The 20,539-nt window shown below is 60.9% G+C and carries 16 protein-coding genes and 2 pseudogenes; 6 read left to right on the top strand and 12 right to left on the bottom strand.

The window, feature by feature from the left end:
- Positions 1 to 4: 4 nt before the first annotated feature.
- The gene (locus T3A99_RS03015) at positions 5 to 1,327 is read right to left on the bottom strand and encodes an APC family permease (protein WP_047225867.1); all 1,323 of its coding nucleotides are present in this window, start codon (positions 1,325 to 1,327) and stop codon (positions 5 to 7) included.
- Positions 1,328 to 1,581: 254 nt separating this feature from the next.
- Here T3A99_RS03015 and napE point away from each other — a divergent pair, with 254 nt between their 5' ends.
- From napE to T3A99_RS02990, 5 genes are read left to right on the top strand one after another with little or no spacing between them, the layout of a single operon-like run.
- On the top strand, positions 1,582 to 1,749 hold the full coding sequence (napE, locus tag T3A99_RS03010; RefSeq protein ID WP_076384284.1) for a periplasmic nitrate reductase, NapE protein: 168 nt from the start codon (positions 1,582 to 1,584) through the stop codon (positions 1,747 to 1,749).
- A 36-nt stretch (positions 1,750 to 1,785) separates the two neighbouring features.
- Entirely contained in the window at positions 1,786 to 2,046 is a 261-nt protein-coding gene (locus T3A99_RS03005; protein ID WP_076384282.1) for a chaperone NapD, read from the top strand.
- Positions 2,043 to 4,547 carry a nitrate reductase catalytic subunit NapA gene (gene napA / locus T3A99_RS03000; protein WP_188250774.1) on the top strand — a complete coding sequence of 835 codons (2,505 nt, stop codon included), beginning with the start codon at positions 2,043 to 2,045 and terminating at the stop codon, positions 4,545 to 4,547. Before T3A99_RS03005 ends, napA begins: the two co-directional genes overlap by 4 nt.
- An 11-nt stretch (positions 4,548 to 4,558) precedes the next feature.
- Positions 4,559 to 5,044, top strand: a complete 486-nt coding sequence (locus T3A99_RS02995) for a nitrate reductase cytochrome c-type subunit (protein WP_047225631.1) — start codon at positions 4,559 to 4,561, stop codon at positions 5,042 to 5,044.
- Between the two features lie 9 nt (positions 5,045 to 5,053).
- Complete coding sequence (locus T3A99_RS02990; RefSeq protein WP_013692861.1) at positions 5,054 to 5,650, top strand: cytochrome c3 family protein; 597 nt, start codon at positions 5,054 to 5,056, stop codon at positions 5,648 to 5,650.
- Between the two features lie 24 nt (positions 5,651 to 5,674).
- On the opposite strand, the pseudogene T3A99_RS27810 reads toward T3A99_RS02990, so the two are convergent.
- The 7 genes and pseudogenes from T3A99_RS27810 to T3A99_RS02960 all read right to left on the bottom strand — a co-directional run.
- Positions 5,675 to 6,151: pseudogene (locus T3A99_RS27810) on the bottom strand (methyl-accepting chemotaxis protein); the annotation flags it as partial.
- 111 nt (positions 6,152 to 6,262) lie between these two features.
- Positions 6,263 to 6,940: pseudogene (locus tag T3A99_RS27805) on the bottom strand (PAS domain-containing protein); the annotation flags it as partial.
- A 308-nt stretch (positions 6,941 to 7,248) separates the two neighbouring features.
- Entirely contained in the window at positions 7,249 to 9,606 is a 2,358-nt protein-coding gene (locus tag T3A99_RS02980; protein WP_223194332.1) for an efflux RND transporter permease subunit, read from the bottom strand.
- 120 nt (positions 9,607 to 9,726) lie between these two features.
- The gene (locus T3A99_RS02975) at positions 9,727 to 10,806 is read right to left on the bottom strand and encodes a WD40/YVTN/BNR-like repeat-containing protein (protein WP_188250771.1); all 1,080 of its coding nucleotides are present in this window, start codon (positions 10,804 to 10,806) and stop codon (positions 9,727 to 9,729) included.
- Positions 10,807 to 10,892: 86 nt separating this feature from the next.
- Positions 10,893 to 12,254 (bottom strand): DUF1329 domain-containing protein, encoded by a 1,362-nt coding sequence (locus T3A99_RS02970; RefSeq protein ID WP_107322802.1) that lies wholly within the window; start codon positions 12,252 to 12,254, stop codon positions 10,893 to 10,895.
- Between the two features lie 18 nt (positions 12,255 to 12,272).
- The gene (locus tag T3A99_RS02965; RefSeq protein WP_274090154.1) at positions 12,273 to 13,919 is read right to left on the bottom strand and encodes a DUF1302 domain-containing protein; all 1,647 of its coding nucleotides are present in this window, start codon (positions 13,917 to 13,919) and stop codon (positions 12,273 to 12,275) included.
- 94 nt (positions 13,920 to 14,013) lie between these two features.
- Positions 14,014 to 14,781 (bottom strand): coniferyl-alcohol dehydrogenase, encoded by a 768-nt coding sequence (locus T3A99_RS02960; RefSeq protein ID WP_107322803.1) that lies wholly within the window; start codon positions 14,779 to 14,781, stop codon positions 14,014 to 14,016.
- A 277-nt stretch (positions 14,782 to 15,058) separates the two neighbouring features.
- On the opposite strand from T3A99_RS02960, the gene T3A99_RS02955 reads away from it, so the two are divergent.
- Complete coding sequence (locus T3A99_RS02955; RefSeq protein WP_047225625.1) at positions 15,059 to 16,888, top strand: sigma-54-dependent Fis family transcriptional regulator; 1,830 nt, start codon at positions 15,059 to 15,061, stop codon at positions 16,886 to 16,888.
- Positions 16,889 to 16,895: 7 nt separating this feature from the next.
- On the opposite strand, the gene T3A99_RS02950 is transcribed toward T3A99_RS02955, so the two are convergent.
- The 4 genes from T3A99_RS02950 to T3A99_RS02935 form a co-directional block, all read right to left on the bottom strand.
- On the bottom strand, positions 16,896 to 17,570 hold the full coding sequence (locus T3A99_RS02950; RefSeq protein WP_322833922.1) for a TetR/AcrR family transcriptional regulator: 675 nt from the start codon (positions 17,568 to 17,570) through the stop codon (positions 16,896 to 16,898).
- A gap of 63 nt (positions 17,571 to 17,633) precedes the next feature.
- Complete coding sequence (locus T3A99_RS02945; RefSeq protein WP_173406877.1) at positions 17,634 to 18,539, bottom strand: alpha/beta hydrolase; 906 nt, start codon at positions 18,537 to 18,539, stop codon at positions 17,634 to 17,636.
- Between the two features lie 18 nt (positions 18,540 to 18,557).
- Positions 18,558 to 20,000, bottom strand: a complete 1,443-nt coding sequence (locus tag T3A99_RS02940; protein WP_173406876.1) for a coniferyl aldehyde dehydrogenase — start codon at positions 19,998 to 20,000, stop codon at positions 18,558 to 18,560.
- A gap of 288 nt (positions 20,001 to 20,288) precedes the next feature.
- A complete protein-coding gene (locus tag T3A99_RS02935; protein ID WP_107322806.1) occupies positions 20,289 to 20,531 on the bottom strand; it encodes a hypothetical protein in 243 nt (80 codons plus the stop codon).
- Positions 20,532 to 20,539 lie beyond the last annotated feature (8 nt).

Below are 20,539 nucleotides of genomic sequence, written 5' to 3'. Positions count from 1 at the left end.
CCCGCTAGCCAGGCTTTATCGCCACGGGCATCGCGATACGCGTGCAGGCGTAAAGCAATATTCCGACAACCATCAAGGCTGCACCGCGAAGCCAGGTTTCCAGGCTTTGCTGACTGAGCAATATCAAACACGAAACGATAGCCAGAACGGGCACCCAGGTTGGCACCCGAAAATGCGCTTCCTCAACCGTGTCACGCCTTAACACCAATACCGCCAGATTTGTGCTGAGGAATACGAAAAGCAACAGCAGAACAACTGTCTGGGCCAATGCAGCAAGGGTGCCGGTCAGTGTCAACGCAATAGATACAAGGGTCGTGGCGATGATAGCGACCCAAGGCGTACGTCTGTTGGGCAGTACCTGCGCCAAGGCCTCCGGCAACAGCCCCAGACACGCCATTCCATAGGCGAGTCGACTGGCCATGATCAGAGTCAGCAACGCTCCGTTGGCCACGGCGATGAGCGCGATAAAGGCAAACACGCGAGGTGGAATGTTCAATCCCGATGCCCGGACGACTTCCAGCAACGGGGCCGACGTTGCGACCAGTTGCTCCATCGGCAGCACTGAAGAGGCTGCGACACCAACGGCCATGTAGACGACCCCGGCGGTCAACAATGCCGCAAATAAGGCGCGCGGATAGACCTTTCGAACATCACGTATTTCCTCAGCCAGATTGGCGGATGTTTCAAAGCCGACAAACGAATAGAAGGCCAGCAATGCCGCCCCCAACACCGCCAGCATCGGACTGACCCCCGGCTTGAATTGCAACGCGGCTTCCAGGTGAGCATCACCGGAACGGAAAAACCAGGCGGCAGCCACAACGACCAGAATCAGGCCTGACAGTTCTATGAGCGTCATCACCAGATTCGCCCCCAGAGACTCTTTTATTCCCCTGGCATTCAAGAGCGCTATGACCACCAGAAACACCAGGGCCGCGACGTGCGGTGAGACCTGAACAAATGCGCCCAGATAATCACCCGCGAAAGCCAGCGAAAGACCGGCAGCGCTTGTGACAGCCGCAGCCAGCATGCAGAACCCGACCAAAAACGAAATAAGCGGTGACTTGAATGCCTTCTCGGCATACACCGACGCCGCTCCCGCATGGGGGTATTTGGTGACCAGCTCCGCATACGAACCGGCCGTCAGCATTGCGAAGAATAATGCTACCAGCAACGGCATCCAGATCGCGCCGCCCACCTCCCCCGCGATCGTGCCGGCGAGCGCATAAACACCGGCGCCGAGTACATCGCCAAGAATGAAAAGAAACAGCATCGGTCCTGTCACCGCCCGGCGCAAGGAGGTCCGGGATTTAGGGGGCGTTACTTTCATATTCTGGCTCTGCTTCAAACATGCACGTGTTGGGTACCTCGCGTTGCGCCAGGCAGTGGTATGACTCTCTGAGTAGTGGAAGTATTTGCCCAGTGAAAGTTCAGAAATGTTCCCCATCATCGCGCCGTCCGGGTCAATCGTCAGAGTCATTTACTGGCCCTTGGTGGGACCGTTGGTCGAAAGCAAATCGGGCACACAGGCCAGTCCAGCAATCGTGATCTAGTATCAACGCAGGTTCGGCTGGAGAAGCCCCAATGTCGTTGGTTGAAGAACGCAAACCTGAACGCCGCAAGGAAACCCGGCTGTTCCTCTTCCTTGTCGTGTTCCTCTTTCCGCTGCTGTCGGTCGCCATCGTCGGCGGCTACGGTTTCCTCGTCTGGTTTTTCCAGATGCTGTATGGCCCTCCTGGCCCACCCCACTGACCGGTGGCTTTTTCTTGAGGCTATTGGAGCCCGTTCATGGACGAAACCCTGCATATCGCCAGTCTTGTCGTACTTGCCCGACCGGAGATGTTCGACACGGTCAAGGCCAACCTGCGCCTGCTCGATGGCCTGGAGCTGCATCAGGAAAGTGCCGCCGGAAAACTGGTGGTAGTGCTTGAAGCCGTGCATGAAGACCAGATCCTGCAACGCATCGACCAGATCAACAACCTGCCCGGCGTACTCAACGCGGCGTTGATCTATCACGAACTCCTCGAGCCCGAAGGAGACATCGAATGAGCATGACCCGCCGTGCATTCGTCAAGACCCAGGCCGCCGCCATTGCAGCCGCCGCTGCGGGCCTGCCGATCGTAACCTCTGCCAGCAACCTGGTGACCGAAGCGGACATGGTCATCCTGGACTGGAACAAGGCGCCTTGCCGGTTCTGTGGCACCGGGTGCAGCGTGATGGTCGCGACCCGGGATAACCGGGTGGTCGCCACCCATGGCGACGTGAAGGCCGAAGTCAATCGTGGGCTCAACTGCGTGAAAGGCTATTTTCTTTCAAAGATCATGTATGGCGTCGATCGCCTGACCCAGCCGCTGTTGCGCATGAAGAACGGTCAGTACGACAAGCAGGGCGAATTCCAGCCGGTCAGTTGGGAGCAAGCCTTCGACATCATGGAGCTGAAGTTCAAGCAGGCCCTGAAAAGCAAGGGGCCGGAATCGGTCGGTATGTTCGGCTCCGGACAGTGGACGGTCTGGGAAGGCTACGCCGCCAACAAACTGATGAAGGCCGGCTTTCGCACCAACAACATCGACCCCAACGCCCGCCATTGCATGGCCTCGGCGGTGATGGGTTTCATGCGCACCTTTGGCGCCGATGAACCCATGGGTTGTTATGACGACATCGAAGCCACCGATGCCTTCGTGCTCTGGGGCTCGAACATGGCCGAGATGCACCCGGTGCTCTGGAGCCGGGTCACCGATCGCCGCCTGAGCCAGCCCCATGTGAAAGTGGCGGTGCTGTCCACCTTCGAACATCGCAGTTTCGAGTTGGCCGACATCCCCATGGTGTTCAAGCCGCAAACCGACCTGCTGATTCTTAACTACATCGCCAACCACATCATTGAAAGCGGCGCGGTGAACCAGGATTTCATCAGCAAGCACACTCGCTTTGCCCGGGGTGCCGACGACATCGGCTACGGCCTGCGTCCTGACGACCCACGGGAAACCAGCGCGAAGAATGCCGGCAAGGCCAACACCTGGACGGATATTGACTTCGAGGCGTACGCCGCCTTCGTCAAGCCTTACACGCTGGAGCGAACCGCCAGGGAGACGGGGGTTGCCCCTGAGCGACTGAAAAGCCTGGCACAGTTGTATGCCGACCCCAAGCGTAAGGTCGTGTCGTTCTGGACCATGGGGTTCAACCAGCACACGCGTGGCGTCTGGGCCAACAACCTGATCTACAACATCCACCTGCTTACCGGCAAGATCAGTGAGCCGGGCAATAGCCCGTTCTCGTTGACCGGTCAACCGTCGGCCTGTGGCACGGCACGTGAAGTGGGGACTTTTTCCCACCGACTACCGGCCGACCTGGTGGTCACCAATCCCAAGCATCGCGTCACCGCCGAGAAAATCTGGAAGCTGCCCGCCGGCACCATCCAGGAAAAGCCCGGCTTCCACGCGGTGGAACAGAGCCGCATGCTCAAGGACGGTGTGCTCAACGTGTGCTGGACCCAGGCCAGCAACAACATGCAGGCCGGACCGAACATCATGCAGGAAGTCCTGCCGGGTTGGCGCAACCCGGACAATTTCATGATTGTCTCCGACGTCTACCCCACCGTTTCCGCCCAGGCCGCCGACCTGATTCTGCCCAGCGCCATGTGGGTGGAGAAGGAAGGCGCCTTCGGTAACGCTGAACGACGCACGCAATTCTGGCATCAGTTGGTGACGGCACCGGGAGACGCCCGGTCGGACCTGTGGCAGTTGATGGAATTTTCCAAGCGCTTCACCACCGATGAAACCTGGCCCGCCGAATTGCTCGCCAAGGCACCTGAGCTCAAGGGCAAGACCCTCTTCGAGGTGCTGTTCAAAAATGGCCAGGTGGACCAGTTCCCCGTCGAGCAGTTGGAAGCCGGCTACAAAAACGATGAAGCCAAGGCCTTTGGGTTTTACCCGCAGAAGGGGCTGTTCGAGGAGTACGCCCAATTCGGTCGCGGCCATGGACATGACCTTGCCGCATTTGACCGTTACCACAGTGAACGGGGCCTGCGCTGGCCGGTGGTGGATGGCAAGGAAACCCGCTGGCGTTATCGCGAGGGGCTGGACCCCTATGTGGAGAAAGGCAGCGAGGTGCAGTTCTATGGCTATCCGGACAAGAAGGCGATCATTTTCGCCCTCCCCTACGAACCGCCGGCCGAGGCACCGGATGCGGACTACCCGTTCTGGCTGAGCACCGGGCGCGTTCTTGAACACTGGCACACGGGCAGCATGACCCAGCGAGTCGAAGAACTCTACAAAGCCGTGCCGGATGCGCTGGTGTACATGCATCCCGAGGATGCCAAGGCCTTGAAAGCACGGCGCGGCAGTGAAGTGAAGCTGATCAGCCGACGCGGTGAGATCCGTGCGCGCATCGAAACCCGCGGGCGCAACAAGCCGCCTCAAGGATTGGTATTCGTGCCGTTTTTCGACGCCAACAAGCTGATCAACAAGGTCACGCTCGATGCCACCGACCCGATCTCCAAGCAAACCGACTACAAAAAGTGCGCGATACGCATCGAGTTGGTCAGCGTGGCCTGAGGAGAACCCTGATGCTTTTTCGAATGCTGCCCTTGTTTCTGCTTGCCGCGATTGGCGTGGTGATCGCGGCTGAAATCAACTACCCGCTCGACGCGCCAGCTCCGGATGGGCGTCGCCCCGGCGGCACTCTATCCCAGAACATGCCCGCCCCGCCCATTACCGATGAAGAAAACAAAGACCTCAAACGCGAGCGTAATTACCCGGATCAGCCGCCGACCATTCCCCACACCATCCGTGGCTATCAGGTCGACGCGAACGGCAACAAGTGCCTGTCCTGTCACAGCCGTGCCAACAGCGCACGGACCCAGGCAACGATGATCAGCATCACCCACTACATGGACCGCGATGGCCAAGCGCTGGCGGCCGTCTCACCACGTCGGTACTTCTGCAACCAGTGCCATGTACCGCAGGCGGACGTGAAGCCTTTGGTGGGAAACAATTTCGAGACAATCGACAAACTGCTGCAAGACAACGCCAACGCCACGAAGAAACCTTGAGGAGGCAACATGAAAGCACTGTTCGCCTTGCTCAAGGACTACTGGGGCGTCCTGCGTCGTCCGAGCCTGTATTACAGCCTGGGTTTCCTGACGCTTGGGGGCTTTATCGCCGGTATCGTTTTCTGGGGCGGCTTCAACACTGCACTGGAGGCGACCAATACCGAGACGTTCTGCGTGTCCTGCCATGAAATGCGTGACAACGTGTTTGTCGAGCTCAAGGACACGATCCACTACACCAACCGCTCCGGCGTACGCGCCAGTTGTCCGGACTGTCACGTGCCACACGAGTGGACCCATAAGATCGCGCGCAAGATGCAGGCCTCCAAGGAGGTCTGGGGCAAGATTTTCGGTACCATCGACACCCGCGACAAATTCCTCGCCCTGCGACGTGAACTGGCCGAGCACGAATGGGCCCGACTCAAGGCCAACGACTCGCGAGAATGCCGCAATTGTCACAACTTCGAATTCATGGACTTCACCCGGCAAAGCAAGCGCGCCTCGAGCATGCACTCGACCTCACTGGCCAATGGCGAGGCAACCTGCATCGATTGCCACAAGGGCATCGCTCACAAGTTGCCTGATATGAGCGGCGTCAAAGGCTGGTGAGGAGGTTCGGGCCGCCCATACGCATCAACCTACCCAGCCGATGGCCGTTTTCGGGATGACCTCGGACTCATCGAGTTTGGAGGCAAACATGCTCACCGCTTCGAGTGCGTCACTGGTACCGGTTCTGATCTGCAGAATAACCGATCCGGCCTGATCGGCCAGGGTTACGCCACGCAGGGCGCCCTCCTGGGTCACCGTCATGCTGGCGACGGCGTCACGGGTTTCAGACAGAATCAGGCCGATCATCTCGGCAATCTCGGCCGTCGAACGGCTGGTGCGCCCGGCCAGTTGCCGGACTTCATCGGCGACCACCGCAAACCCTCTCCCTTGATCGCCGGCCCGCGCCGCTTCGATGGCCGCGTTAAGGGCAAGCAGGTTGGTCTGGTCGGCGATGCCGCGAATGGTATTGACGATGGCCGTGATCTCTTCAGAACGCGCGCCCAACTGGCCGACCAATCGTGCAGAGGCCCCGATATTGTCAGCGATCTGGCGCATTTCCTTGGCCGTCTGCTGAATCACTTGCGAGCCCTGTTCAGCGACTTTCTCGGTCTCGGCAGAGATGTGGTAGGCACGGGAAGCGCCGCGCGAATCCTCTTCGAATTTCTCGACTCGTTCGCTGATGTCACTGGCGAACTTGATGATTTTGCTCAGCTTGCCTTCGGCATCGTAGACCGGGTTGTAACTGGCCTCCAACCAGACAACCTTGCCGTGCTTGCCCAGACGTTTGAATTGACCACTGAAAAATTCACCGCTATTGAGGCGACGCCAGAAATCGCTGTATTCGGAGCTGCTCACCAGCTCCTGCTCGCAGAACAGCCGGTGGTGCTTGCCTTTGAGTTCCGCCAGCGAGTAATTCATGACACTGAGGAAGTTGTCGTTAGCGGTCAGGATGTTGCCGTTCAGATCGAATTCGATCACCGCCATAGCGCGATCGAGTGCGGCCAGCTTGCCTTGGGTTTGCGCCTCGTTTGCTACCCGCGCGGTGACGTCGAGTGCATATTTGACCACTTTTACAACGCGGCCTTGTTCGTCCACTACCGGGTTATAGCTGGCCTCCAGCCAGACATTCCCACCCTTGCCATTGACTCGCTGAAAAGTGCCGGACACGAATTGACCGGACCGCAGGCGGTCCCAGAACTGACGATACTCGGCGCTGCTGACCAGCGCGGGCGTGCAGAAATCCCGATGAGACATACCGGCCAGTTGATCTGCCCGATGCCCCATCGTATGCAAGAAATTCTCATTGGTGCGCAGTACCTTGCCATCTGGGCTGAACTCCACAACGGCCATCGACCGCTCCAGAGCACCCACCAATCCTTTGTACGTTGCCAATTCGGCTGTCCTAGCCATCAATTCACTTTTCAGCGTTGAATTAAACATGACGTACCCTCGGCGAACCCACAAATCGATCGGACCTTATTGAGGGTATCGGCGAGTTGGCTGAAGGCTAAATACGGCGTGAAAGATTATGTTTTGACGCCAGATAAACGGCAGAAAAACCGTTTTGACTTGTCTCCATCGGATCGTGGAAATGGCCAGACCAGGCAAGCCGCATTGGCCTGCCTGGTCTGGCCCTTCGGTTGCCAGCGGACCGTCAGTCAGCCCTCCCCGACCGGCTGCAACACGCCGGCGGCCTCAGGCTTTTTTGCGAACAGCCTTTGTGGCAACAGGAAGTACGCCAGTGCAGGCAACAGGATCAGCGCGCCGAGCATGTTCACCAGGAACATGAAGGCCAGCAGGATGCCCATGTCGGCCTGGAACTTGATCGGCGAGAAAGCCCAGGTCGCCACGGCGATAGCCAGGGTGACGCCGGTCAGCAGAACCACCTTGCCGGTGAACAGCAGCGCGCGGTAATAGGCCTCGGACAGCGTGGCGCCGGCGCGCATGTGGGTCAGGATCACGCTCAGCACATACAGCGCGTAGTCGACCCCAATGCCCACCCCGAGGGCGATCACCGGCAAAGTCGCCACCTTCACGCCCATGCCCAGACCCACCATCAGCGCCTCGCAGAGGATCGAGGTGAGCATCAGCGGCAGCACCGCGGCGAGTACCGCGCGCCAGGAACGGAAGGTCACCCAGCAAAGCAGGATCACGGCACCGTAGACCCAGAACAGCATCTCGCGCATGGCCTTCTTCACCACAATGTTAGTCGCCGCCTCGATGCCGGCGCTCCCCGCAGCGAGCATAAACTTCACGTCCGGCAGTTGCTGCTGGGCGATAAAGGCTTCGCTGGTCTGCACCACCCGCTCCAGAGTGTCAGCCTTGTGGTCGGCCAGGTAGACGTAAAGCGAGAGCAGCGAACAGCCCTGGTTGAACAGTTCACGCGGCGCACGGGTCTGTACCGCGCCGAGGGCCCCGTCATTGGGAATCAACTCGTACCATTTGAAGTTGCCCTCGTTATACCCGGCGGCGGCGATCTTGCTCAGGGCGGCCATGGAGTTGGTCGACTCGACGCCCGGCAATTGCTCCAGTTGCCAGGCCAAAGCATCCACCGCCGCCAGGGTCGGATAGCGGGTGCACTGGTCTTCCGGGGTTTTGACCATGACCACGAAAATGTCTGAACTGGCCGCGTAGTTCTGCGTCATGAAAGCCGCATCGCGGTTGTAACGCGAGTCTGGACGCAGCTCCGGAGCGCCCGGGTCCAGATCGCCGATTTTCAGGTGCAGGCTGACGGCGAAACCGCCGACCGCCAGCGCCAGGCCCACCAGGCAAGCGCCGTAAGCCCAGGAGCGCCGGGTGAACAGGTCGAGGAAACTCCAGAGCGGATGCTTGACGTTTGCTTTCAACTCAGCGGTTTCGGCCCGCAAGCTGCGCTCGGCCGCCTTGGCGCCGACACCGATATAGCTGAGCAGAATCGGCAGCAGGATCAGGTTGGTGAAGATCAGCACCGCCACTCCGATGCTGGCGGTAATCGCCAGGTCCTGGATCACGCGGATCTTGATCACCATCAGCACCGCGAACCCCACCGCATCACAAAGCAACGCGGTCATGCCGGCGGCAAACAAGCGGCGGAAGGTATAACGCGCGGCGACCACCCGGTGCGTGCCACGACCGATGTCCTGCATGATGCCGTTCATCTTCTGCGCGCCGTGGCTCATGCCGATGGCGAACACCAGAAAAGGCACCAGCGCCGAATAGGGGTCCAGGTCGTAACCAAGGCTGGCGAGCAGCCCGACCTGCCAGAGCACCGCCACCAGGGAGCAGAGCACCACCAGCGCGGTGCTGCGGGCACAACGGGTGTACCAGTAGAGCACCACAACCGTCACCAGCACGGCAACCACGAAAAACAGCATGACCTGGACCAGTCCGGCAATCAGGTCGCCGATGATCTTGGTGAACCCGGTGATGTGAATCTGGATTCGATCGCTCTGGTATTTGTCGCGCAACGCTTCCAGTTGCCGGGAGAACTCACCGGCATCCAGCGCCTTGCCGGTCACGGGATTGATTTCCAGCAGCGGTACGAATATCACGCTGGACTGGAAGTTGCCCGCCACCAGTTGGCCGATCTCGCCGGAGCGGGCAACGTTGGTGCGCACCTGCTCCAGGCTGGCGGCGGAACCGTCATAGGTGTCCGGGATCACCGTGCCGCCGTCAAGCCCCTCCTCTGTCACGGCCGTCCAGCGCGTGGTCGGCGTCCAGAGCGACTTCATATAAGGCTTGTCGACACCCGGCAGCAAATAGATCTCGTCGTTGAGCCTGGCGAGAACGTCGAGGTAATCCTTGTCGAAGATGTTGCCGTCCTTGACCGCCACGGCAATGCGCACAGAGTTACCCAGGCCGCTCAATTCGCTGCGTCGCTCAAGGAAATTGGCGACGTAAGGGTGCGACGTCGGAATGGTTTTTTCGAAACTGGCATTGAGACCGATCTTGCTGGCCTGGTAACCCAGCACCAGGGTGGCCAGCAGGCAGAGCAGAATCACCCAGGGGCGATGATTGAAGATCGCCCGCTCGCCCATGTTTCCGGAACGCGGATCGAAATCCTCCAGACGGGCGATTACCACTTGCTGTTCGAGGGCGGGATTATGGTCGTTCACATCGGACTCCGAATACGGCCGCATAGGGCTCTGGCAAGTGTTTCAACGTTGCGCCGAGTAAAGGTCATGCTTGAGGCGGGTCACGCCACTGAGGCCGACACCAATCAAGCTGCCGTCCGGGGCGGCCACCAGGCCGGCGATCGAGGTGCCGGTCGGTCCTTTCAAGTGCCGCAAGCTGCGGCCTCGATCGAGGCTGAGCAGCAGATCGCCGGCCTGGCTGGCCAGGATCAACGCGCCATCAGGCGAGCGAGTGCCAGCCGACAAAGCCACTTCCAGCCCCGTCTCGATCCGCCGCCAACTCACACCCTGGTCGCCCGACCAATAAGCATTGCCGCGCAGACCGAAGGCCAACAACTCTCCGGCCGAGCTGCCCTGCACACCGAAAAAACTGCCGTCATAGGGTGAATCGAGGGCCTCGAAGCGGCTCCCGTTGTCAGTCGAACGCAGCAGCAGACCGCGTTCGCCGACGATGAACAGCGCACCGCCCGCCGGGCGAATGCCGTACAGGTTGAGGCCCTCGGGGTTATCCACCTGCTGCATCCACGGCTGCCAACTGTCGCCACCGTCAGCGGTACGCAGAATCAGGCCATAGGCGCCGACCACATAACCGTTGCGACGGTCGCTGAAATACAGGTCGAGAAACGGCTTGTCCGGGCCATCGGCGACCAGCCACTCGGCATCCTTGAGCCGCTTGGCGTCGCTGCCTTGTTGAGCCGAAACCAGCGCCAGGTGCGCCGCTGCGACACCATCGAGTTGCTTGACCCAGGTTTCGCCACCGTCGGTGCTGTGAAGAATCACGCCCAGATGACCGACAGCCCAGCCCCGTTCGGCATCCACGAACTGCACCGCCGTCAGGCTGACGCTGACCGGCACACGGGCCTGGCGCCAGCTCTGGCCGGAGTCATCAGAGAGCAGCACGATGCCGCGTTCGCCGACCGCCACCAGCCGATCGCCCGCCCGGGTTACCGCCAGCAGCACCGCACGGGGTGCCTTGGCACTTTGCAAGGCCGGCTGGTTGAGTAGTGCTATGCCCGGGCTGGCCGTCGCCCAGCCTGACACTGATAACGCAGCCAGCAGCAAGGCCACCGGTAGCGCCCGCATGAGTGAAAAATTACCGATCATGTCCGCTCCAACCGCCGCATAAGAATTATCCAACCGCTGATCGCACAACGCGCCGATGCCTGGGCTCCGGCGCCTTGCACAATCGCTTAGCGCATACTGTCGCTGGCCATGGCGTCAGGGGTGAAGAACGCGGACGGCGGACGCGGATAGCTCTGGTACTGCACATCCAGGTCGTTGGCCGAGGAGTTCAGGAAGTAGGCGCCGGTCTCCAGGTTGTAGCTGCCCCACATCATCTGAGCGGTCAGCGCGGGCATTTCAGGCGCCAACAACGTCAGCGAATAGTTATGCCGCCCCAACTTGCCTTGGGCGTCATAGCCGTCGAGCAGCAGCACTTGCCAGGAGTCCTCGTCCACGTAATAGGTGCGCTTGGGCACCACATGACGTTTGCCATCCTTGAGTGTCGCGCTCACGACCCACACCCGATGCTTCTCCCACCGCACCAGATCCGGGTTGAGGAAGCCTGGCTTGAGCAACTCGTCGCTGCTCGCTGCTGCCGCGCGGTTGTTGTTGTAGGGCACCAGCAACTCTTTCTTGCCAACCAACTTGAGGTCGTGGCGGTCGGTCGGACCGAAGATCATGAAAGCCTCGTCGAAGAAACCGACGCCCGAGGTGACGAAGTCCGGCGTATCGTAGGCAACGTTCGGCGCACGACGCACCCGGCGCTGGCCGACCAGGTACTGCCAGGCGGCACGTTTGCCGGGGTCCATGTCCCAGTGGGTCATCAGGCCCTCGCCGGCCTTGGAGGACGGTTGTTCCGTGGCCAGTTTGCCGATCAGAAACTTGCCCGCGAAGGTTTCCAGGCTGCCGTCTTTGAAGTAGTAGGGTTGCTGGTACCAGAAGCGCGCGCGGGTGGCCTGGATTTTCTTGCCGCCTGCGGTCATCAGCCAGGTATCAAAAGGCGAATAGAAGGTGTCTCCCCCCTGCCAGGACAGGCGGTAGTTCCACAGCACCTCGGCGCCGTTTTGCGGCAATGGAAATGGGATCCCGCCATAGGCGCCGCTGACCTTTTCGGTGGCCACCTCAAGGTTCGCGCGGGTAGCGTTTTTCAGGGTGTTGTCATACACCCACTGAGGCGCTGCGGCACTGCGCCGGGTGGGATAGACGTCCAGACGGTAAGCGGGATACTTCTGCAACAGGGCTTTGGTGCCTTCGGCCAATTGGTCGGCGTACTGCGCCATGTTGGACGCGCTGACCGAGTACAGCGGCTTGTCGGCGGCGAACGGATCAGCGCGTTTATCGCCATTCTTGTAGCCGGCCGGTGCTGTGGTGTAGCCACCTGTCCATTCCGGAATGCTGCCGTCTTTGTTGCCGGCGCGCTCGGCGCCAAGGGGGGTGAGGTCCGAGTTCAGGCGTGCGGCCTGCTCCGGGGAAACGGCCGCGTGCACCAGGCCGGCACTGAGCAAGGCAATGGCCAAGGCCGAAATACGCAAGGAAAGGTTACTGTGCATAACGAATGAAACCTCTTATTAGAATGTGGTTTTCACGTACATGGAGACAAAGTCACGGTCGGCCAGCGATTGCCCGTAGCTGAAGTTGCCGTCCTCGCGCAGCCCTGCCTCCTTCTTGCCGAAGAAGTTCACGTAGTTGATGCCGAAGTCCCAGCGTTGCAGGTAAGTGGCTTTGACGCCGACACTCCAGTCGCCGGCGTGGGTATTGCCGAACCCGGCCTTGCTGACCGCTGAGGAGCGCCCATCGAGGACCACGCCAAAACCCATCGGTACGCTCAGGTCGAGACCGTCGGCCACCTGGAAATAAGCCGGTTCGGCCAGCACGCGCAGCGCCGTGGCGTCCCGGGTGGTGTTGGCGTCCAATGCCGCGCGGTTGTCGGTGACGCTGAGGGTGCGGTTCCAGGCCAGTTCGGCGAGCACCGAACCCCCATCCCACAACGGGCCGGGCGACAGCAGATAGATGGTCGAGAGGTTGACGTGGGCGGTCTTGCCCTTGGCGTAGAGCGCGTCGCCGTTGTTGTCCGCCGCCATGACAGGTGTCACCACCTGCAGGTTGCTCACCAGCGGTGCGTCCCAGCGCACCGAGGTTTCGCCGGCGAAATTGAACGGGCCATAAGCCGTGGAGAAGCTGGCGCCGAGGGTTTTGATGTCTTCGGCGTAAACCTGGCGATAGGACCCCAGGATCGGCAGCCCGGTGGCCGCGGCCGCTGCACCGTCCAGATAGGCATAGAGCGCACTCGGCGCCTTGTCGTGATACTTGGCAGCGTAGAAGCCCAGTTCCAGTTCGGTGCCTTCGGGCTTGTAGCGCAGTTGCATGCCGCCTTGGCCGGAGTTCCTGGCCTCGATATCGGAGGCATGCACGGTGGTGTTGCCAAACACCTGGGTCCAGTCGCCGGAACCTTCGCCGATACCATCGTTGTCACTCAGGTAGCTGCCCGCCCCCGGCAAGTTGGAACGCTCCCATTCGAACTGATAGTAGGCACCCACAGACAACTGCGGGTTGATCTGCAACTGCCCGGACACCTGATTGACCGGACGCAGGATTTCCTTGAACTGGGTGCCGGGTACGCTGAGCAGCTTGACGATATCGCTCGGCCCCTGGGCATTGGCAATGCCGTTGCCCCCGTAGAACAGGCTTTCGCCATAAATCAGGCTATGCCGGCCCAGCCGCACGGTGCCCTGGCTCGACTCGCCGACATCACCCCGCACAAACACGAAGGCATCAAGCAATTCGGCGTCGCGCCCGTGCAGTTCGCGGGTATCGTCGAGAAAGTGCCGTTGCTCGCTGCTGTCGGTGTTCTTGTTGTAGATATCGTCGTACCAGGCCGCGCCGCTGAGGCGCAGGCCATAGTTTTCCCGGCTCAGGTCCATCTCACTGAACAGGTCCAGGCGGTTGGAGACCAGGCCGCTGCTGAAATTCTTGTCGCCCTGACTCTGGATCGAGGGGTACAGGCCCCCCGCCGTCGGCGCGTTGACCAGATTGTCGTCGGCCCCTTGCAGACGCCACGCCTGGCTGTATTTGAGGGTGTTATCCCAGCGCAGGCGCCATTGACTGTCGCCCAAGTCTATTTGCGCAGCCTGGGGCTGGGAGGCCCAGCCGGCCAGGCAGACCGAGAGTGCCAGGGCTGAACGCTTGAAGCCTGGATAGCATCGAGAGTTGTGCATGGTGTTCCTCATTGTTCTTGTTGTTGGAAGCATGTTTTTTGAACTGGCCGTTCGCTCGTAGTCGGCCGGTGGTCACTCGCCCAGGGCTCCTCGTTCAGATGTAGGTGGACGCCAGGCCACCATCGACCGGCAGATTGACGCCATTGATCCAGCGCGATTCGTCGGCACACAGAAAGGCGATGGCAGCCGCCACTTCATCGGCGTAGGCCGGGCGCTTCATACGATGAGCGTCAGCCTCGACGCGCTCTTGACCGAGCATGCTGACGAAATCACCCAGGATGGGCGTGAACACCGGGCCCGGCGCCACGCAGTTCATGCGCACAGAGGTCTGCAGGAACCAGGGTTGGGACTGCTGGTAATTCCAGACGATCAAGGCCTCTTTGAAATACTGGTAGCAGCTCTGCCGAGGCACCGGATGCTCGGCCAGCCAGGCCTGGCCATGGGCAAAGCTTTGGGTATCGGCCAGGGCCTTGTGCAGGTCCAGGCGCTGCGGCCATTGCGCACCCAGAATCGAGGCGACGTTGACGATGCTGCCTCCGGCAACAATGCGCGGTAGCACTGCCCCACAGAGATGGCGCACCCCTAGGTAATTGACCTGGGCAACCGCTTGCGGATCGGCGGTACCGGGGACTCCTGCAATGTTGCACAGGCCGTCGAGCGCCTGCGGCAACTGCTGCACGGCCGCATCGATGACATCCGGGTGGCTGAGATCAGCCTGGATGAAATCGTCCAGGCTCAGGTTGGGCTCATTGCGATCCATGCCGATGACGATGGCCCCGTGGGCACGCAGGATCCTCGCGGTTTCGGCGCCGATGCCCGAGGAAACCCCGGTCACGACTATCCTCTTGTTGGTCAACTTCATACGGGCTTCCCGATTCTTGCTTGTACTGCCTGCTCGAAGGCGGCGACAGCCAAGCCATATTGTTATTGCCGAATTAGTTAATCTCGGTAACTAGTTGTAGCAAGCGATATGCCATCTCTGAGTAATCGCAAGGCAACCGCTCAAGCACGCGGCATCCAGCGCAAACAGAGGCATGTGGGTATCTTGAGGGGGGATTCAGGCGTGTGAAAAAAGTGATGATTTCAGCAATTTCATGCTGCACTATGCGGATTATGATTATCCCGTTTAAGGATTTGTGATGGCGAACAAGCTGATTTCCCTGGCCGAACTCTCTCGCGCAACGCCAAACAAACCCGTGCGGGGTGCCAGCGAGCAGTTGCCACCAGGGGCGCCGCCTACCCTGCAGGACCTGACTGAATGCCTGATGTTCAGTCCGGGCGACGGCCGCATCTGGTTGAACGGCGCGCGCATGCTGCTGATCCACAACAGCGGCATCGGCGCGCTACGCCGAGAACTGATTGAAAGCATGGGCCTGGCCCGCGCCCGAGGCATCATGTTGCGCACCGGCTACCATTGCGGCGCCCGGGACGCCGCCCTGATCAAGGAGCGCTTCCCCGAGGCCGACATCCTGGCGCTGTTCGCCGCCGGTCCGATCATTCATGCGATCGAAGGCGCGGTGAAGGTCGAGCCGGTGCATTTCGAATTCGACATGAACCTGGGCACCTATTACGGCGAATTCCTCTGGCATCACTCCAGCGAGGACGACGAGCACATCGCCCAATACGGCATCGGCACCGAACCGGCCTGCTGGATGCAGACCGGCTATGCCACCGGGTACACCTCGGCGATGGTCGGCCGGCTGATTCTCTACCGCGAGGTCGAATGCCGTTCCACCGGTTCCAGCATTTGCCGGCTGATTGGAAAACCCGCGGAGGAATGGGACGACGCCGAAGCGGACCTGGCCGACCTGAACGCCGAACCTTTCGTCAGCACCGGCGGACGCAGCGTGACAGCCCATAGCCGCAGCGATAAAGGCGCCCTGCCGACCAGTTTGCTGGTTGATCCGACTCCCGCACAAGACAGCGACATGGTGGGGATTTCCTCGGCCTTCAACGCCGCCTGCCACATGTTGCGACGGGTCGCGCCGACCCAGGCAACGGTGCTGTTCACTGGCGAGTCCGGCGTCGGCAAGGAAATGTTTGCGCGGATGCTGCACCGCATCAGCCCGCGCCACGATGAACCCTTCGTCGCCATAAACTGCGCTGCCATCCCGGAAAACCTGATGGAGTCGGAGCTGTTCGGCGTCGAGCGCGGTGCCTACACCGGAGCCACTCAATCGCGCGCCGGGCGCTTCGAGCGTGCCGATGGCGGCACCCTGTTCCTTGACGAGATCGCCACCCTCAGCCTGGTGGCCCAGGGCAAGCTGCTGCGCGCCTTGCAGGAGGGCGAAGTCGAGCGAGTCGGTGGCAGCCGCACGTTGAAAGTCGATGTACGGGTGGTCGCTGCGACCAACGTCGACCTCCGCGCCGCCGCGCAACGTGGCGAGTTTCGTGAAGATCTGTTCTTTCGCTTGAATGTATTTCCGATCCATCTGCCGCCGCTGCGCGAACGCAAGGAAGACATCCCGCTGCTGATGACCCACTTCCTGCATCGCTTCACCCAGCGCCATGGTCGGCAGATCAGCGGCTTCACGCCGCGCACGGCCGATACGCTGCTGGCCTATGACTTCCCGGGCAATATCCGCGAGCTACAGAACCTGGTGGAGCGCGGCGTGATCAGCGCCCCGGACGGCGGCGCAATCGACCTGGCGCACTTGTTTACCAGCGGTGAACGCCTGGCCCAGCCCATGTTCTCCATCGGCACCCGTGGCCAACTGGCTGCGAGCCCCAACGACCCGCCGCCGGCCCGCCATGCAACGAGCGCCGCAGCCAGTACCGGCAGTGGTGCGAGTCTGGAGCTGTTCGGCGGCAAGGACCCGAGCCGGCTGTCGTTGCAAGAGATCGAGGACACCATCATTGACCACTGCCTGGGCGAAGTGAAAGGCAACGTCTCTGAAGCGGCCCGCCGTCTGGGTCTGACCCGTGCTCAGTTGTCCTATCGCCTGTCGCGACGCTCGGCCAGCGAATAGGCGCGCCTTATGGCGTAGATGATCGATGGATAAAGCAGCGGCCGAACAGGCCCAAGGTCACCTCGACCCGCTGCTCGATCTGCTCGTCGGACCAGGCCTGTTGGACCCCCAGGGTGAACAGCTTGAGCGGCTGGGAAATCAACAGCGAGTCGATCAGCTCCACCGCTGACTCGACATCTTCGTGTGCCAACAATCCCTTGCCGGCGGCCTTGCCCAGCCAGCCGCGCAACAAGCTCAGGCAGCGCCCGGCACCTTCCTGATACCAGATCCTGGCAAGGCCCGACGCCGTTTCGCGTCCCTGGGCAGCCAACAGGTAGAGCCCCAGCGCCAACGGCGACAGGGTCAGGCGCGCCCATAACGTCAGGTACATGCGCAACTCGCTGAGCAGGTCCTCGGCGCAATCAATACCGCTTTCCAACAGCAGTTCAAGGGTGGACAAGTCCCTGGCCACCAGTTGCGAGAGCAACGCTTCCTTGCTCGGCACCAACAGGTACAGGGTCTTCTTGGAGATCCCGGCGGCGCGGGCGATAGCATCCATGGTGACGTTGGCAAAATTGCCGCTGCCAAGCGCCTGCGCCGCCGCATCCAACAGCGAGGTCATCTGCTCCTGACGGCTGCGCACCGGCGGACGACCGCGCCGGGTGGGCAGCGCAGTGGTTTCAGGCATTACGGTTTCAGGCATTACGGGTCCTGTTGAACGGCATGGTGCGCATGTCCTGATGGTGGTTTCACAAAGGTGCCCAGCTTAACGCAGCCTGCTCGCAAACGCCTTGCGCAGGGAGTCTTCGATAAGCTGCCACGCCTGCTGTGCCGAAGCATCCGGTCCCAGGTGAGTGAACATATGATCGCACCCGGTGAACATTCTCTCGGTCACCGCCACACCGGCCTGACGCAGTTTCTGCGCGTAGGCCTGCCCCTCGGCGAGCAGGATATCGTACTCGGCAGTGATCACCGTCGCGGGGGGCATGCCCTGCAATTGCTCGACCGTCGCCAGTAACGGCGATGCCAGAGGGTCGCGGGCATGCGCCGGATCGCTCAGGTAACAGCGATTGAAGAAGCGCATCAGGCCCGGGCCGAGCAAGGGTTTGTCAGAGGTCGAGCGCTTGAGTTCCGGATCCGCGGCTAAGTCCACGGCCGCATAGTCGATGACCTGATGCACCACCCGCAGCCGTTGGTGCTCCCGCGCCAGATTGGCCACGCCGGTGGCCAGGTTACCGCCGGCGCTGTGCCCACCGACTGCGATGCGTTGTGGGTCGATACCCAGGGCCGCGGCCTGTTCGGCCAGCCACTCAAGCACCGCGAAGCTCTGTCGCAAGCCGGCGGGAAAGGGAAACTCGGGGGCCAGGACATAATCCAGATTGACCACCAGGCAACCCAGGTTGTGGGCCAACCGCCGGCAATAGCTGTCGTCATGCTCCGGCACCCCGGCCACAAAACCGCCGCCATGCAGGTTCAGGTACACGGGCAAAGGTTCGCTGGACGGCGCCTGGGGCCAATAGAACAAGGCCCGTGCCGGGCCCCACGCCGTGGGGATGAGCTTCTCCTCGAACAGGCGCAACGGATACTGCGCCGCGTCATAGGTGAACTTGGCTTTCATGCGCTTGGCAAAGGCACGCAGCAGCTTGGCCTTGAGAGTCGACAACACGTTCATGATCAAACTCCTGAAGACTCAGTGGGCAGTCAGCAATTGATCCAGCAGACCGTGGATCATTGCGCCGTAAGGCGCGCGCATTGCCAGGTTGGACTCACCGAGCGGGCTCTGCACCACCACCGCCTTGGCATGGCTGAACGTACGGAAACCGTAGACACCGTGATACGCCCCCATCCCCGAGTGACCGACCCCGCCAAACGGCAGCGCCTCGAACACCACATGGCTCATGACATCATTGATCACCACACCGCCCGAAGTCGTGCGCTCCAGCACCTGCTGGCGCTCACCGGCGTCCTCGCCGAAGTAATAAGCGGCAAGGGGCCGAGGTTGACCGTTGACGTAGTCAATCGCCGTGGCGAAATCGCGATAGGTCTTGATCGGCAACAGCGGGCCGAAGATTTCCTCGCGCAGCACCTGCATCTGTTCAGTGGCATCCAGCACTAGCGTCGGAGCGATCTTGCGGGTCTGGCGATCGCCCAGGTCTTCCTGCGCCGGGTTGATCTCGATCAGCCGCGCCCCTTTGGCGCGAGCATCGGCCAGATAACCCTGCAGGCGGTCGAAATTGCGTGGGTTGATGATGGAGGTGTAGTCCGGGTTGCTGTGCAAGGAGGGATACATGGCACCGACGAAGCGCACCGCCTCGGCGACGAAGTCTTCCAGGCATTCTTTCGGCAGCAGCACGTAATCCGGGGCCAGGCAGATTTGCCCGGCGTTGAAGGTCTTCACGGTCATGACCCGCTGCACCACCGTCGCCAGATCGGCGCTACGGGACACCAGCACGGGCGACTTGCCCCCCAGCTCCAGGGTCACCGGCACCAGATTGTCCGAGGCTGCACGCATGATGTGCCGAGCCACCGCCGTACCACCGGTAAAGATCAGGTGATCGAACGGCTGGGCACTGAACAGCGCGCCGACTTCGGCATCGCCCAGCACCGTGGTGAGTTCATTCTCGTCAAAATATCGGGCGATCAATTCGCCCATCAATGCCGAGGTGCGTGGGGTCAGTTCCGAGGGTTTGAGCATGGCCCGGTTACCGGCGGCGAAGATGCTCGCCAGAGGCCCGAACGCCAGTACGATGGGAAAATTCCAGGGGCTGATCACGCCCACCACGCCCAACGGCTGGTACTCGACCCGCGCCTCGCTGCCGGGGAAGGGTGACGGATGCGATTGCGCTTGCATCCACTCGGCCAGATGCTCACGGCAATGCTTGAGGCTTGCCACCGAACCGCCGATATCGGAAAGCAGCGTCTGCTCGCGGCTACGATTGCCGAAGTCCGCCGACACCGCTGCGACGATGGCGTCACGATTGTCCAGCAGTAGCGCAATGGCCCGATCGAGGCGGTCGCGGCGCAGCTCCAGGCTGGCCGGTCCGTCAACCAAGTGGGCCTGTTTCATCCGTGCGAGGGTGGCAGTGAGTTGTTCGGCGCCGACTGGCGTAGCGTGGTGATCGGGACTGTGCATGGCGTGGGTTCCTGCTGGTTATATTGTTATTAGACAGCACTAAATACCATTTCAAGCAGACATCTGGTGTCGACTCGCTGGGTGAGTATGCCAAAAAACAACAGAAAGGAAACCACTAGGTTTCTTAATTTACAAACATCCCGACGCGAGGCTAAGAGCCCATAAACAGCCGGAAATACCGATAATATCCGGTTCGGACCACCAAAGGCGGAACCCCGGCGCGGATGTTTTTCATGGACGGTGCAACACAGATCACGAGCAAAAAACTAAAAGAACTGATTATTTTGATTAATCAATTATGTGTTGATCGACAACCCTGATTTGCGTCAGCCCTACCCGCTCGGCCTGCTCCAGGATCTGCGCAGGCGTCGCATCCGCGGTGGGCATGATCAGGCCGTTCTCTGCATCTCCAAAATGCAGCTGGAGCAGGTGCATCGCGGCTTCATGGACGGGCAGTTGAAGCTGCTTGAGCTCGAACGCGTGAGTGCGAGGCGCGTCGTTGAACAGGTAATTCACCGTGTAGTTGCGCATTGGACAGA

Origin of the sequence: Pseudomonas sp. N-137, from assembly GCF_034555295.1 — a bacterium.
GTDB lineage: Bacteria > Pseudomonadota > Gammaproteobacteria > Pseudomonadales > Pseudomonadaceae > Aquipseudomonas > Aquipseudomonas rhizophila.
The sequence above is the reverse complement of the archived record's forward strand: the minus strand, read 5'-3'. Positions and strand labels throughout refer to the sequence as shown.